This is a genomic window from Streptomyces sp. NPDC102279 (genome assembly GCF_044766365.1).
In the GTDB taxonomy this organism is placed as follows: Bacteria; Actinomycetota; Actinomycetes; order Streptomycetales; family Streptomycetaceae; genus Streptomyces.
The window spans coordinates 172658-187508 of the sequence record NZ_JBIWLU010000011.1; the positions used below are offsets into that span (position 1 = coordinate 172658).

Annotated in this window: 14 protein-coding genes; 5 read left to right on the top strand and 9 right to left on the bottom strand. The window is 72.6% G+C overall.

Translation table 11 applies throughout. From position 1 onward, the window contains the following. Positions 1-3: 3 nt before the first annotated feature. Together deoC and ACIRQH_RS27920 are read right to left on the bottom strand one after the other, a co-directional pair. Positions 4-954, bottom strand: a complete 951-nt coding sequence (gene deoC / locus ACIRQH_RS27915; RefSeq protein ID WP_358816658.1) for a deoxyribose-phosphate aldolase — start codon at positions 952-954, stop codon at positions 4-6. 291 nt (positions 955-1245) lie between these two features. Next, on the bottom strand, positions 1246-2124 hold the full coding sequence (locus ACIRQH_RS27920; RefSeq protein ID WP_404227356.1) for a class I SAM-dependent methyltransferase: 879 nt from the start codon (positions 2122-2124) through the stop codon (positions 1246-1248). Positions 2125-2198: 74 nt separating this feature from the next. Between ACIRQH_RS27920 and ACIRQH_RS27925 the strand changes: the two genes are divergently transcribed. Together ACIRQH_RS27925 and ACIRQH_RS27930 are read left to right on the top strand one after the other, a co-directional pair. Next, positions 2199-2633, top strand: coding sequence for a helix-turn-helix domain-containing protein (locus ACIRQH_RS27925; RefSeq protein ID WP_404227359.1), 435 nt, complete (start codon positions 2199-2201; stop codon positions 2631-2633). A 250-nt stretch (positions 2634-2883) separates the two neighbouring features. Next, complete coding sequence (locus ACIRQH_RS27930) at positions 2884-3561, top strand: PH domain-containing protein (protein ID WP_358816553.1); 678 nt, start codon at positions 2884-2886, stop codon at positions 3559-3561. Positions 3562-4369: 808 nt separating this feature from the next. On the opposite strand, the gene ACIRQH_RS27935 is transcribed toward ACIRQH_RS27930, so the two are convergent. From ACIRQH_RS27935 to ACIRQH_RS27945, 3 genes are all read right to left on the bottom strand, one after another. After that, entirely contained in the window at positions 4370-6001 is a 1632-nt protein-coding gene (locus ACIRQH_RS27935; protein WP_404227363.1) for a phospho-sugar mutase, read from the bottom strand. A gap of 82 nt (positions 6002-6083) precedes the next feature. Next, positions 6084-6908: a purine-nucleoside phosphorylase gene (locus ACIRQH_RS27940; protein WP_358816555.1), complete on the bottom strand. Its 825-nt coding sequence runs from the start codon at positions 6906-6908 to the stop codon at positions 6084-6086. Between the two features lie 151 nt (positions 6909-7059). After that, positions 7060-7497: a gamma-glutamylcyclotransferase gene (locus ACIRQH_RS27945; RefSeq protein ID WP_358816556.1), complete on the bottom strand. Its 438-nt coding sequence runs from the start codon at positions 7495-7497 to the stop codon at positions 7060-7062. 106 nt (positions 7498-7603) lie between these two features. On the opposite strand from ACIRQH_RS27945, the gene ACIRQH_RS27950 reads away from it, so the two are divergent. Beyond that, complete coding sequence (locus ACIRQH_RS27950) at positions 7604-9052, top strand: NAD(P)H-quinone dehydrogenase (RefSeq protein ID WP_358816557.1); 1449 nt, start codon at positions 7604-7606, stop codon at positions 9050-9052. A 202-nt stretch (positions 9053-9254) separates the two neighbouring features. Further along, positions 9255-10187, top strand: coding sequence for a DeoR/GlpR family DNA-binding transcription regulator (locus ACIRQH_RS27955; protein WP_388869408.1), 933 nt, complete (start codon positions 9255-9257; stop codon positions 10185-10187). Between the two features lie 56 nt (positions 10188-10243). Here ACIRQH_RS27955 and ACIRQH_RS27960 read toward each other — a convergent pair whose 3' ends face one another. Then, positions 10244-10789 carry a helix-turn-helix domain-containing protein gene (locus ACIRQH_RS27960; protein WP_358816559.1) on the bottom strand — a complete coding sequence of 182 codons (546 nt, stop codon included), beginning with the start codon at positions 10787-10789 and terminating at the stop codon, positions 10244-10246. Between the two features lie 468 nt (positions 10790-11257). Further along, entirely contained in the window at positions 11258-13030 is a 1773-nt protein-coding gene (locus tag ACIRQH_RS27965) for a biotin carboxylase N-terminal domain-containing protein (protein ID WP_358816560.1), read from the bottom strand. Positions 13031-13399: 369 nt separating this feature from the next. Here ACIRQH_RS27965 and ACIRQH_RS27970 point away from each other — a divergent pair, with 369 nt between their 5' ends. After that, the gene (locus ACIRQH_RS27970) at positions 13400-13945 is read left to right on the top strand and encodes a hypothetical protein (protein ID WP_358816561.1); all 546 of its coding nucleotides are present in this window, start codon (positions 13400-13402) and stop codon (positions 13943-13945) included. A gap of 25 nt (positions 13946-13970) precedes the next feature. On the opposite strand, the gene ACIRQH_RS27975 is transcribed toward ACIRQH_RS27970, so the two are convergent. Continuing rightward, complete coding sequence (locus ACIRQH_RS27975; RefSeq protein WP_358816562.1) at positions 13971-14591, bottom strand: nucleoside triphosphate pyrophosphatase; 621 nt, start codon at positions 14589-14591, stop codon at positions 13971-13973. 64 nt (positions 14592-14655) lie between these two features. Beyond that, the gene (gene mmpB, locus ACIRQH_RS27980; protein WP_266616068.1) at positions 14656-14784 is read right to left on the bottom strand and encodes a morphogenic membrane protein MmpB; all 129 of its coding nucleotides are present in this window, start codon (positions 14782-14784) and stop codon (positions 14656-14658) included. Between the last annotated feature and the right edge of the window lie 67 nt (positions 14785-14851).

Here is a 14851-nt window from a genome sequence, read left to right on the forward strand (position 1 = left end):
GGATCAGTCCACCGTCACGTAGTCGGGGCCGGAGTAGCGGCCGGTGGCCAGCTTCTGACGCTGCATCAGCAGGTCGTTGAGGAGGGATGACGCGCCGAAGCGGAACCAGTGGTTGTCCAGCCAGTCCTCGCCCGCCGTCTCGTTCACCAGGACGAGGAACTTGATCGCGTCCTTGGTGGTGCGGATCCCGCCGGCCGGCTTCACACCGACCTGCACCCCCGTCTGGGCGCGGAAGTCGCGGACGGCCTCCAGCATGAGCAGCGTGTTCGAGGGTGTCGCGTTCACCGCGACCTTGCCGGTGGACGTCTTGATGAAGTCGGCCCCGGCCAGCATGCCGAGCCAGCTCGCACGGCGGATGTTGTCGTACGTCGACAGCTCGCCGGTCTCGAAGATGACCTTCAGCCGGGCGGCGCCCGAGGCCTCCTTCACGGCGACGATCTCGTCGTACACCTTCATGTAGTCGCCCGCGAGGAACGCCCCGCGGTCGATGACCATGTCGATCTCGTCGGCGCCCGCGGCGACCGCGTCACGCACGTCGGCCAGCTTCACGTCGAGCGCGGCACGGCCCGCCGGGAACGCGGTGGCGACGGAGGCGACCAGCACGCCGGAACCGGCGACGGCCTCCTTCGCGACGGCCACCATGTCGGGGTAGACACAGACCGCGGCGGTGGTGGGCGCGGTGCGGTCCGTCGGGTCCGGGAGCACCGCCTTGGCGCCGAGCGCCCGGACCTTGCCCGGGGTGTCCGCGCCTTCCAGCGTCGTCAGGTCGACCATCGAGATGGCGAGGTCGATCGCGTACGCCTTCGCGGTGGTCTTGATGGAACGGGTGCCGAGCGAGGCGGCGCGCGCCTCCAGGCCGACCGCGTCTACGCCGGGCAGCCCGTGGAGGAAGCGGCGCAGCGTGCTGTCGGACGCGGTCACGTCGGCGAGGGCAGCGGGTGCAGAGGTGGGCATGGTCACCAGACGAGCATATCTACGCGCGTAGCGGCTGTACAGCCCCGAGGACGGGTCCGGGGCGGGCCGGTCACCCGGGCGGCCGGTGGGCCCCGGACCGGGGAGGGGCGGGGGCGCCCCTCCGGAGCCGGGGGCCCGGGTGTTCCTCGTGGCGGCGGCTGGTGGGGTCGCCTTCAGGGCAAGCCGATGCCGTCCACGGACCCGCTCGGGGGCGCCCCCGAGCGGGTCCGTGGACGGGGGCGCCCCCGATGTCGTCGGGGCGGGTCGCGGGGCCGCCCGGGTTCCGGGAGGTCAGACGGCCGGCCGTGTGCCCGGGGTCGTGCCCGGGGCCCTCGCGTCGATCTGCCAGCAGGCGGCCGTGAAGCGGATCTCGTCGGCATGGATGAACGGGGCGAAGGCCGGTCGGACCGTTTCGACGACCCGATCGCGGGTCGGCCCGTCCGCGGCGCGCAGAGCCGTGCCGACCGGACCGAAACGGGTGAACCACCAGACCAGCTTGTCGGCGGGGAGCACGCAGGTCGCGTCGACGGGCCGGATGTCGATGTCCTCCCAGCCGCTCTCCTCCAGCAGGCGGCGGACCCGGCCCGCGTCGGCGAGGGCGAACTGCCCCGGCGCGTCGGGCTGCCGCTCCGGGAGGTCGGGCAGGAGCGGCCCCGCGGCCCGTTCGGCCGTCGTCATGAACGGGTTCTCCTCCACGTCGCGCCAGGCGATGAACCGCAGTCCCGCCCCGGCCCGCGCGGCCCGGCGCAGGTTCGCGAAGGCCCGTACCGAGTCGTCGAAGAACATCACCCCGAAGCGCGAGACGACCGTGTCGAAGACGCCGGCCTCGAAGGCGTGGTCCTGCGCGTCGCCACGGACGAACGAGACCGGTACGTCCTCCCGCTCGGCCCGTACCCGGGCCGCGTCCAGCATCGGCCCCGAGATGTCCACGCCCACACAGCGCCCCTCGGGCCCCAGCCGCCGCGCGACGGCCACCGTCGTCCCGCCCGTACCGCAGCCGACGTCGAGCACCCTGCCCCCGCGCCCCTCCGGGACCGCCTCGACGAGCAGGTCCTGCAGCGGCCGGTACAACGCGTCCACCACGTCCTGGGCCTCGACCCAGGCGTTGCCCGACGGGCCGTTCCAGCGCGCCGCCTGCTCGTCGTCCGGCTTGCCCTTGGCTGCTTCCATGACCGCCTCCTGTGTTTGCCCCCACGGCAGGGAGATGACACCGTCCTACTTCAAGCCGACTTGAGGTCAAGAGGATGCCGGACCTGGACATCGCCGAAGTGGCGCGCCGCGCCGCCGTGCCCGCCTCCACCCTGCGCTACTACGAGGAGAAGGGGCTGATCGTCTCGACGGGCCGGCGCGGCCTGCGCCGGCAGTTCGACCCCGGCGTGCTGGAGCGGCTGGCACTGATCGCGCTCGGGCGCTCCGCCGGGTTCTCGCTGGACGAGATCGCCCGGATGTTCGCCCCCGACGGGCAGCCGCGCATCGACCGCCGGATGCTCGCCGACAAGGCCGACGAGCTGGACCGGACGATCCGCGAGCTCGGCGTCCTCAGCGACTCCCTGCGACACGCCGCCGTCTGCCCGGCCCCGAGTCACCTGGAGTGCCCCACGTTCCGGCGCATCCTGCGGGGCGCCGCCGGCACGGGCCCCGCTCCTGTGGTCCCCCGGAGGAAGACGCCGCGATCCTGAAGGACGGCACCGCCTCGCCGCTGCCGTCGCCGGGCGCCACGCGTACCTCATGGCCGTGACGTCGGACACGCCCGGACCGGCTCCGCACGCTGACGAGTCCGGCCCTCCGGACATGGCCGAGGTGTCTCCGGGCCGAGGTGGGGCGGGCGGTGGACCCATCCGGCGCGGTCCGCGGGAGAGAAGAGTTCGCGACCATAGTGAGACCCCACCGAGCCCAAGCGCACCGCGGTCGTCGGGCACAATCGGGGCCATGAGCACCCCGGACCACCAGTCACCCTTTCCGGACGCCTCGCGACCCGAGGCCAAGGACCGGATCTACCGGTCGCCCGCCGGGATCACGGGCGGCGCCCTGCTGCTGTTCATCGCGGGCTGGCTCGGCATCGACGCCCTGGTCTCCGGAACCGGCCGCACCCCCTGGCTGGCCCTCGCCGCGCTGATCCTGGTCGTCCCGCTGGTGGCCGCCTTCACCCTGCGCCCCGCGGTCTACGCGAACGAGGACCGGCTGCGCATCCGCAACCCGCTCCGCGTGGTCGTGCTGCCGTGGAGCAAGGTCGCCTCGCTGCGCTCGTCCTACTCGAACGAGGTCGTCGACACCGACGGCGCCAAGTACCAGCTCTGGGCCGTGCCGGTGTCGCTGCGCGCCCGCAAGAAGGTCGCCAAGCACCAGGGGCAGGCCGCCACCGGGAGCCGTGGCGTCGAGGGGCGCATGGCCTCGATGGGCCGGTCGCCCTTCGGCCGCGGTGCCGTCGCCGACGCGCCGACCCGCTCGCAGACCGACCAGGTCATGGACGACCTGCGCGGGCTCGCCGAGGCACGGGCGCACGAGTCCGAGGCGCAGGGCGAGGTCGTGGTGCGCTGGGCGTACGAGGTGCTCGGCCCCGCGATCGCGGGCGCGGTCGTACTGGCCATCCTGATCGCCACGGGCTGAGCCCACCCGGCGCCGGGCCGCTCTCCCGCCCGTCCGCAGGCGGGGGGCCGCCCAGGGTCCCGCTCGTCGACGGGCCGCAGCCTCTCCGCGCCCGGTCTCCCGTCCGCTTTCGCTCGGGGCCTCTCCGCGCCCGGCCTCCCGTCCGCCTTGGCCGGGGGTCGCCCAGCGTCCCGCTCGTCGACGGCCCGGGGCGGCTCCGCGCCCGGCGCCCCCTCCGGCCATCGCCAGGTGACGGCCCGCGCTCGGGTACCTGGTCCGGCCTTCGGCCCGGGGCCTGCTCCGCGTTGTGTGCTCTGTCTGTCCGCCGACCGGGGTTGCTCCGCGTTCCGCCGTGGGCCTGTCCTGCCGTCGCAGGGTGCCGTCCTGCGCTCCGGTGCCCCGTCCGCCTCGCGGTCGGTGGCCGCTCCACGACCAGCGTTCCCGCCGGTTCGTCCGCCGGGGCTGCTCAGCGTCCCGGGTCCCTTCCGACCGCCGGCCGCCGCCCGACCCGGGGAAGGCTGGACGACGGACCCTCGCCGCGCCCGGCCCGTGCGCCATGCCCGGGCTCCTCGCACGAGTGGACACGATCCGTCGCGTGTACGGGAGGGCGCGCCGTGACCGGCGTCCCCAGTGACCGGCCCGTCACGTCTTGGCCCGGCCTCGTCACCTTGGCCTTGGGCCCTCGGCCGACACCAGCCCCCTCGTCCGCGGGGCTTGAGCCTCGGCCCCGCCCCGGCGCGCCCTCGGGCAGCACGAAGGGGGCGCCGCGTCCTGGAACGCGGCGCCCCCTTAGGCGTACGGACCCCGGCACCGGGCCGGAGTCCGGTCGTCAGATGCCGGCCGCCGCCGACAGGTCCCGCTTGATCGCGGCGAGCAGCTCGGCGGCCTTCGCGTGGCCCGCCGGGAGGCCGGCGTGGCCGTCTACGGGCACCACGACCTCCAGGTAGCACTTCAGCTTGGGCTCCGTGCCGCTCGGGCGGACGATGACCCGGGCGGCGTCCAGCGTGTAGCGCAGCCCGTCCGTGGGCGGCAGCAGCTCCGTGCCCTCGGCCAGGTCCTCGGCCTTCGTGATCGCGAGGCCCGCCAGCTCGGCGGGCGGCTGCTCGCGCAGCCGGCGCATGGCGTCCGCGATGACCGACAGGTCCTCCACGCGCACCGACAGCTGGTCGGTGGCGTGCAGTCCGTGGGCGACGGCCAGGTCGTCGAGCAGGTCGAGCAGCGTCCTGCCCTGCTCCTTCAGCTCGGAGGCCAGCTCGGTGATGAGCAGGGCTGCCGTGATGCCGTCCTTGTCGCGCACGCCCTCGGGGTCGACGCAGTAGCCGAGCGCCTCCTCGTAGCCGTAGCGCAGACCGTCGACGCGGGCGATCCACTTGAAGCCGGTGAGGGTCTCCTCGTACGGCAGGCCCGCGCCCTCGGCGATCCGGCCGAGCAGCGAGGACGAGACGATCGACTCGGCGAACGTGCCGCGCGCGCCGCGCCGGACCAGGTGCTCGGCGAGCAGCGCGCCGACCTCGTCGCCCCGCAGCATCCGCCAGTCCCCGCCGGCCGGGACGGCCACGGCGCAGCGGTCGGCGTCGGGGTCGTTGGCGACGATGATGTCCGGGCCGCTCGCGCGGGCCTGCGCGAAGGCCAGGTCCATCGCGCCCGGCTCCTCCGGGTTGGGGAAGGCGACCGTGGGGAAGTCCGGGTCGGGCTCGGCCTGCTCCGCCACGAGCACCGGCTCGGGGAAGCCGGCCCGCGCGAATGCAGCGAGGAGCACCTCCTTGCCGACGCCGTGCATCGGCGTGTAGACGGTGCGCGCGGTGCGCGGCGAACCCGCGGCCAGCACGGCGTCCGTACGGGCCAGATAGGCGTCCAGGACACCCTCGTCGAGGATCTCCCAGCCGGACTCGGGGCGCGGCACGTCGGCGAGCGCCCGGACCGCGTCGATCTCGGCGGCGATCTCCGCGTCGGCCGGCGGCACGATCTGCGAACCGTCGCCCAGGTACACCTTGTAGCCGTTGTCCCGGGGCGGGTTGTGGCTGGCGGTGACCTCCACGCCCGCGACCGCGCCGAGGTGGCGTATGGCGTAGGCGAGGACGGGGGTGGGAAGCGGCCGGGGCAGGACGGCGGCGCGCAGGCCGGCGCCCGTCATCACGGCCGCGGTGTCCCGGGCGAAGTCGGCGGACTTGTGACGGGCGTCGTAGCCGATCACGACGAGTCCGCCGGTCTCGCCCTTGGCCTTCAGGTACGCGGCGAGTCCCGCCGCGGCCCTGATGACCACGGAGCGGTTCATCCGCATCGGCCCGGCGCCGAGTTCACCGCGCAGGCCCGCGGTGCCGAACTGGAGGGTCCCGGCGAAGCGGGCGGCGAGCTCGGTGACGTCCTCGGCGTCGACGAGCTTGGCGAGTTCCTCACGGGTCTCCGCGTCGGGGTCCTCGGCCAGCCACGCCGTGGCCCGCGCGATGAGTTCGTCCTGCACCTCGGGTGCACCTCTCTTCGGTCGTACGGTTCCGTCTGCCCGGTCGTTCCGCCCCCGGAACCGGGGACGGACCTCCCGCCGCCTACAGGCGGTCCAGCACCTTGGTCAGGAGTTCCCCCATGCGCACGGCCGAGTCGCGGCCCGCCTGGAGGACCTCCTCGTGGTTGAGGGGTTCACCCGTCATACCGGCGGCGAGGTTGGTGACGAGCGAGATGCCGAGGACCTCGGCGCCCGCCTCGCGCGCGGCGATGGCTTCGAGGGTGGTCGACATGCCCACCAGGTCCGCGCCGATGACCCGGGCCATCCGGATCTCGGCCGGCGTCTCGTAGTGCGGGCCGGGGAACTGGGCGTAGACGCCCTCCTCCAGCGAGGAGTCGACCTCCTTGCACAGCGCGCGCAGCCGCGGCGAGTACAGGTCGGTGAGGTCGACGAAGTTCGCGCCGATGATCGGCGAGGTGGCCGTCAGGTTGATGTGGTCGCTGATCAGCACCGGCTGGCCGGGGCGCATGCCCTCGCGCAGCCCGCCGCAGCCGTTGGTCAGCACGATGGTCTTGCAGCCGGCGGCGACGGCGGTACGGACGCCGTGCGCGACGGCGGCGACCCCCCGGCCCTCGTAGAAGTGGGTGCGGCCCAGGAAGACCAGGGCGCGCTTGTCACCGATCAGGTACGAGCGGACCTTGCCGCCGTGACCCTCGACGGCCGGGGCCGGGAAGCCGGGCAGCTCGGTGACCTGGAACTCGGCCTCGGGGGTGCCGAGGGCGTCCGCGGCCGGAGCCCAGCCGGAGCCCATCACGAGGGCGACGTCATGGGTGTCGGCGCCGGTCAGCTCGCGCAGGCGCGTGGCGGCGGCGTCAGCGGCGGCATGAGGGTCGCCCTGGATGTCGTCCGGAAGAAGAGATGCGTTCACGCGCATGAGGGTAGCCGGTCCGGGCCTACGCGCGTAGATGACAGAGCTCACGGTCTTGCGATCGTTGTCTTGTCGTTTCCGACGAAAACGCGCGAGGGGAGCCTCTGCGGGGGCGCCCGGTGTCGGAGGGGCGCCGGGCAGAGGGCCGCGCTCAGCAGGGGCGCTTGCGGAGTTCCATGACGTAGTCGTGCGGCGCTCCCGCGGACTCCGCGGCGTCCGCGAGTTCCCCCAGATACCGCGCCGAGGGAAGTCCCCCCTCGTACCCGTTCAGTACGTACACCCAGGCGGGCTCCTCGCCGTCCAGCGTGTGCACCCGTACGCGCATCCGCCGGTAGACGTCCAGGCCGACGCCCTCCCAGCGGTCCATGGAGTCCTCGTCCAGCGGCGCGACGTCGTACAGCGCCACGAAGACCTGGGACCGCGGAGCCTCGACGATCGTCGCGAGCGCGCCCTCCCAGCCCATGTGCTCGCCGCCGAACGTCAGCCGCCAGCCGTTCAGCCAGCCCGTGGCGCGCAGCGGCGAGTGCGGGGCGCGGCGCGTCATGAGCCGCGGGTCGAGATTGCCGGCGTACGCGGCGTAGAGCGACATGGGGTCGAGGGTACGGCAGCGAAACGTACGCCTCTCGCGTAACAAAGTGACCCGGATGCCCGCGCCGGGACCCCCTGGGCGGAAGCACCTTGAAGCGTGCGGGACAATGGAGTACGTGACTCGGATCGTGATCATCGGTGGCGGACCCGGCGGATATGAAGCTGCGCTGGTGGCAGCCCAACTCGGCGCGGAGGTGACCGTCGTCGACTGCGACGGTCTGGGCGGGGCGTCGGTGCTCACCGACTGCGTGCCGTCGAAGACTCTGATCGCCACGGCCGAGGTGATGACGACCTTCGACTCCTCGTACGAGGAGCTGGGCATCATCGTCGCCGACGACACCCCGCCCGAGGAGCAGGCGGCCCGGGTGGTCGGCGTGGACCTCGGCAAGGTCAACCGCCGTGTGAAGCGCCTCGCGCTCGCCCAGTCGCACGACATCACGGCCTCGGTGACCCGGGCCGGCGCCCGCGTGCTGCGCGGCCGCGGACGGCTGGAGGGCATGCAGTCCCTGGACGGCTCCCGCAAGGTCGTCGTGCGCGCCGCGGACGGCAACGAGGAGACCCTCACCGCCGACGCCGTTCTCATCGCCACCGGCGGTCACCCCCGCGAGCTGCCCGACGCGCAGCCCGACGGCGAGCGCATCCTGAACTGGACGCAGGTCTACGACCTCGACGAGCTGCCCGAGGAGCTCATCGTGGTCGGTTCCGGTGTCACCGGTGCCGAGTTCGCCGGCGCCTACCAGGCGCTCGGCTCCCGCGTCACCCTCGTCTCCAGCCGGGACCGCGTGCTGCCGGGCGAGGACCCGGACGCCGCCGCCGTCCTGGAGGACGTCTTCCGCCGCCGCGGCATGAACGTGATGGCCCGCTCCCGCGCCGAGTCCGCCAAGCGGGTCGGCGACCGCGTCGAGGTCACCCTCGCCGACGGCCGCGTGATCAGCGGCACGCACTGCCTGATGGCGGTCGGCGCCATCCCGAACAGCAGCGGGATGGGCCTGGAGGAGGCCGGCGTCAAGGTCCGCGACTCCGGGCACATCTGGACCGACAAGGTCTCCCGCACCACCGCCCCCGGCGTGTACGCGGCCGGCGACGTGACCGGCGTCTTCGCCCTCGCGTCCGTCGCCGCCATGCAGGGCCGGATCGCGATGTACCACTTCCTCGGCGACGCGGTGGCCCCGCTGAACCTGAAGACGGTGTCGTCGAACGTCTTCACCGACCCCGAGATCGCCACGGTCGGCTACTCGCAGGCGGACGTCGACGCGGGCAAGATCGACGCCCGGGGCGTCAAGCTGCCGCTGCTGCGCAACCCGCGCGCCAAGATGCAGGGCATCCGCGACGGCTTCGTCAAGATCTTCTGCCGCCCCGGCACCGGCATCGTGGTCGGCGGTGTGGTGGTCGCCCCGCGGGCCTCGGAACTGATCCACCCCATCTCGATCGCGGTCGACAACAATCTGACGGTCGAACAGATCGCGAACGCCTTCACCGTGTATCCGTCCCTGTCGGGCTCGATCGCCGAGGTCGCCCGGCAGTTGCACACCCGCAAGACCGCGGGCGAGGGCTGACCCGTCCGGCGACTCTTCGCTGGTCACAGGGAGTCGGGGCCCATTCCGGCGGCATAGGCGGACCGATTAGGCGCGTATACCACTTCGTGCCTTGCCATGCGAACAACTTCTGTTATTCGGCGCAAACTGCTGAAAGCAGACGGTCGTTGGGGTTACTGTCAGTTTCGTGTTCGCTGCAGAACGTCGCCAATTGATCCTCGAAATGGTGCGAGCGAATGGGGCCGTGTCGCTCCGTGAGCTCGCCCGTGTCGTCCAGACCTCCGAAGTGACCGTACGGCGGGACGTGCGCGCACTGGAGGCAGAAGGACTCCTCGACCGCCGGCACGGCGGTGCGGTATTGCCGGGCGGGTTCACGCGAGAGTCCGGCTTTCCGCAGAAATCACATCTCGCGACCGCCGAGAAGACGGCCATCGCCGATCTTGCCGCGGGTCTCGTCGAAGAGGGCGAGGCCATCGTGGTGGGGGCGGGCACCACCACACAGGAGCTGGCCCGCCGGCTCGCACGGATCCCCGGCCTGACCGTCGTCACCAACTCCCTGCTGGTGGCCCAGGCGTTGGCCCATGCCAACCGTGTCGAGGTCGTGATGACCGGCGGCACGCTGCGCGGTTCCAACTACGCCCTGGTCGGATCGGGTGCCGAGCAGTCCCTCCAAGGGCTGCGCGTCTCCCGGGCGTTCCTCTCCGGGAGCGGTCTGACCGCCGAGCGCGGGCTCTCCACGTCCAACATGCTCTCGGCGTCCGTGGACCGCGCTCTGGTCCAGGCGGCCGCGGAGGTGGTGGTCCTCGCCGACCATACGAAGCTCGGCGCGGACACCATGTTCCAGACGGTGCCGACCGACCTGATCACCCGTCTGGTCACGGACGAGCCGCCCGCGCACGACGACCGCGCGGCCACCGAACTGCAGGCCCTGGCCGATCAGGGCGTACAGATCGCGGTGGCGGGGTCATCGGCATCGGGCGGTGCGGGAGGGGACCCTCTGCCGGCGGGGCGCCAGCAACGCCGGGACGTACCCCTCCCGGGCCCGCGCCGCGGACAGGTCGGACCGGGTTCGGGACCACAACTACGCAGCGCGACGGTGATGGGGGACCAGCCCCCGGCCGAAAGGGCACGGGTGGCCGACCTTCGACGCCGCTGAGCGGTGCCGGTGGTCAGTGGAACGGACAGCGGGGCAGGTTTCCCGCCCCGTCCGGTTCATGGCTTCAGACCACGCAGTGTCAGGTTCAGCAGACGGTCGGCCAGTCCGGAGTCGTCCGGGGTTTCCTCCGCCGCCAGCGCGATCGCGTTGGTCAGCTGGAGGAGGTCACCGATCGACACGTCGGCGCGTACGGCCCCCGACTCCTGGGCGCGGAGCAGCAGGGCGCTGCCCGCCTCCCGCATCGGGCCGCTGCACCGGGCCAGATGTGAACCGTCGTCCCGCGCCGCCGACATGAGGGCGCGTGCGAGCCCGCGGTACTCACTCGCGTGCGTGACGATCGCGCGCAGCCAGTCCACCAGGGCGGTGCACGGCTGCGGGGCGTCCAGCAGTTCGCGTGAGCGGCTCAGCAGGTCGCTCACGGCCTCCTCGAAGACCGCGCTCAGCAGCGCGTGCCGGTTCGGGAAGTGGCGGTAGAGCGTGCCGATCCCGACGCCCGCGCGTCGGGCCACGTCCTCCAGAGACGCGTCCGTGCCGTGTTCGGCGAAGGCGGACCGTGCCTCGGCCACCAGACGTGCGTAGTTGCGACGGGCGTCCGCTCGCATGACGCGTGGAGCCGCGCCCGTCTCTCCGGGGGGCCCGGACGTATCGCACGTACCGGCCCGCTCCCGTGCGGCAGCGCCGACCATCGCTTCCACCTGACCTCTCCCGCCGGAACCGACTCCCGTCGTCCGGCCGTCCCCAGCATGCCACCGGCCCGTCGTCGGCCGGACCTCGACGGCCGCGTGTGCGGCACGCGGCTATCTCCGGGGCTTCGCCCCTGCCCCCAGTTCCCGGTCGTCGTTCTGCCGCCGGTCGGTGGGGGCTGGTCGCGCAGTTCCCCGCGCCCCTGGATGCTCCCCGGCGGCTTTGGGGGCTTCGCCCCCGTCCCTGCTGCCGGTTATCGGTTTGCCGTCCGGCGGTGGGGGTTGGTGGCGCAGTTCCCCGCGCGGGAACGGGTGGCGCCCGGCGGGTCGCGGGTGCGGTTCGCCGGGCGCCGGGGGTGAGCCGGGTGGTCACCCGGTTCGTTTTGTTCAGTCCTTGATCTCGCAGATCGCGGCACCGGAGGTGACGGACGAGCCGACCTCCGCGAGCAGGCCCTTGATGGTGCCGGAGCGGTGCGCGTTCAGCGGCTGCTCCATCTTCATGGCCTCAAGGACGACGACGAGGTCGCCCTCCTTGACCTCCTGGCCCTCCTCGACGGCCACCTTGACGATGGTGCCCTGCATCGGAGAGGCGAGCGTGTCGCCGGAGGCGGCCGGGCCGGACTTCTTCGCGGCCCGGCGCTTGGGCTTGGCGCCCGCGGCAAGACCCGTACGGGCCAGGGACATGCCGAGCGAGACCGGCAGCGAGACCTCCAGGCGCTTGCCGCCGACCTCGACGACGACCGTCTCGCGGCCCGGCTCGTCGTCGGTCTCGGCGTCGGCCGGAGCGGTGAACGGCTTGATCTCGTTGGCGAACTCGGTCTCGATCCAGCGGGTGTGGATCGTGAACGGGTCGCTGGAGCCGGTGAGTTCGGGAGCGAACGCCGGGTCCGTGACGACAGCGCGGTGGAACGGGATCGCCGTCGCCATGCCCTCGATGTCGAACTCGGCGAGCGCGCGCGAGGCCCGCTGGAGCGCCTGCTCGCGCGTGGCGCCGGTGACGATCAGCTTGGCGAGCAGGGAGTCCCAGGCCGGGCCGATGACCGAGCCGGACTCGACGCCCGCGTCCAGCCGGACACCGGGGCCCGACGGCGGCGCGAAGGTCGTGACCGTACCGGGGGCCGGCAGGAAGTTGCGGCCCGGGTCCTCGCCGTTGATACGGAACTCGAAAGAGTGACCGCGCAGTTCGGGGTCGCCGTAACCGAGTGCCTCGCCGTCGGCGATACGGAACATCTCGCGGACGAGGTCGATGCCGGCGACCTCCTCGGTGACCGGGTGCTCCACCTGGAGACGGGTGTTGACCTCCAGGAAGGAGATCGTGCCGTCCGTGCCGACGAGGAACTCGACGGTGCCCGCGCCGACGTAGCCGGCCTCCTTCAGGATCGCCTTCGAGGAGTCGTACAGCTCCTGCACCTGGGCGTCCGAGAGGAAGGGGGCCGGGGCCTCCTCGACCAGCTTCTGGTGGCGCCGCTGGAGGGAGCAGTCACGCGTCGACACGACGACCACGTTGCCGTGGGTGTCGGCCAGGCACTGCGTCTCCACGTGCCGCGGCTTGTCGAGGTAGCGCTCGACGAAGCACTCGCCCCGGCCGAACGCCGCGACGGCCTCGCGGACGGCCGACTCGTAGAGCTCGGGGACCTCTTCGAGGGTGCGGGCGACCTTCAGGCCGCGCCCGCCACCACCGAAGGCGGCCTTGATGGCGATCGGCAGACCGTGCTGCTCGGCGAACGCGACGACCTCCTCGGCGCCCGACACCGGGTCCGGGGTGCCGGCCACCAGCGGGGCGCCGGCGCGCTGCGCGATGTGCCGGGCGGCGACCTTGTCACCGAGGTCGCGGATGGCCTGCGGCGGCGGACCGATCCAGATCAGGCCCGCGTCGAGAACGGCCTGCGCGAACTCGGCGTTCTCGGAGAGAAATCCGTATCCGGGGTGGATGGCGTCCGCACCCGAGTCCTTGGCGGCCTGCAGCACCTTGGCGATGTCCAGGTAACTGGTGGCCGGGGTGTCACCGCCCAACGCGAACGCCTCGTCCGCCGCACGGACATGCAGAGCGTCCCGGTCCGGTTCCGCATACACGGCAACGCTCGCGATCCCGGCATCCCGGCACGCCCGGGCCACGCGGACAGCGATTTCGCCACGGTTGGCGATGAGCACCTTGCGCACGATGGCTCCCTCCTTGAAACAAGCCGAGTTTAGGGACAGCCAACACGACGTTTCGACCCGTCCCCAGTGGTGAGCTTGCCCACACGGAGCGTGATACGAGGCTCGCCCGACCCGCGAAATCCCTTGTCGCACCGCAGCACGCGGGAGTCCTTGGCTGAACCCTAGCCCTCTGATGTGGCCAAGGTCTCTGTGGCTCCGTGCTGCGGCCCACAGTGATTCTTTGTGGAGTCCCTACGAATGGCCCAACGATTCTTTGCCCTCGGCAGAACCCTTGTCCCGCGGTTTACCGGTTAGTAGCGTTCGGGATGTCTCGAACGTACTTGGGGTAACAGCACGCGGAAGTGGGTGGGACCGGTGGTGCGCAGACCGGTGGCATGGGTGACGGCGCTCGTGCTCTTCGCGGAGGCGATCGGCATCGCGCTCCTCAACTGGTTCCTCGGCGTGGTCGTGGACCGCCAGGACATGTCCCTGGCGGGGCTCGACTCCGACACGATGGCGGTGTCGTCGAAGATCGGCGGCCTGGTCTTCGGCCTGTACTTCGCCGCGTGCGCCGTGTCCGCGCTGCTGGTCGGCGTGCGCGACCGCGCGCCCGGTCTCGTCGGGCGTGTCCTGCTGATCAGCGCCGCGGTGGTGCACGCCCTGCTGGGCGCCTTCACGGTGGGTCTGGTCGGCTGGGGCGCCTTCGCCTTCATGATGGTCGGGCTCGGGCTGATCGTGTTCACCCTGCTGGCGTACGACCGCCGGGAGGCGGCCCCGGTCGACGCCGCGGCGCCGGGTGGCGCAGGCGGCGGCGAGGGCCTTCATCACGGGAGCGGTGCCGGGCAGGGCGCCGACCGGGCAGGGGCCGTCGACCTGGGGAAGGGCGCCGACGGGGGACCCGCGGTCACCCCGCCACCCGCCCCCTCGGCCTCCTGACCGGCCGCCGGCCGCACGGGGAGCCCTACTTGTCCCGGGGCGCCCACAACTCCGTGATGCCCACGCCCAGTTCGGCGAGCAGCTTGCGCACCAGCGGCAGCGAGATGCCGATCACGTTGCCGTGGTTGCCGTCGATGCCCTCGATGAACGGGGCCGACCGGCCGTCGAGCGTGAACGCGCCCGCCACGTAGAGGGGTTCGCCCGAGGCGACGTACGCGGCGACTTCGGCGTCCGTCGGCTCGCCGAAGTGGACGACGGTGGACGCCGTGGCCGACACCCAGCGTTTGCTCGCCGTGTCCCAGACGCAGTGTCCCGTCTGGAGCGTGCCCGCACGGCCGCGCATCGCCTTCCAGCGGGCCGTCGCCTCCTCGGCGTCGGCGGGCTTGCCGAGCGCCTCGCCGTCCAGGTCCAGCACCGAGTCGCAGCCGATCACCAGCGCGCCCTGGACCTCCGGGCGGGCCGCCACGACGGAGGCCTTCGCCTCGGCCAGGGCGAGGGCGAGTTCGGCGGGGGTGGGCGCGGTGACGGCCTCCTCGTCGACCCCGCTCACGATCACCTCGGGGGCGAGTCCGGCCTGCCGCAGCAGGTTGAGCCGGGCGGGGGACTGCGAAGCGAGCACGAGACGGCGGCGCGGCTGATCGGTCATGCCGTTCAGGGTATCGGCGCCGATCGGCCGGTGCGTCGGCCGTCGTCCATCCGCTCCGGAGCGTTCAGCGCACCCCCAGCACGATCATCGCGACCACCATGGCCAGCGCCATGAGAACGCCCAGGCGCCGCAACATGGTCTGCATGTCGCGGAGCTCCTTGGGCGGCTCGTTCTCCGGGTCGGACCACAGCATGTCCTCGATCGTGCGACGCCCGTGCGGCCGGGCGCCTGAGTACGCGTACTCAAGTTGCGCCCGCCCT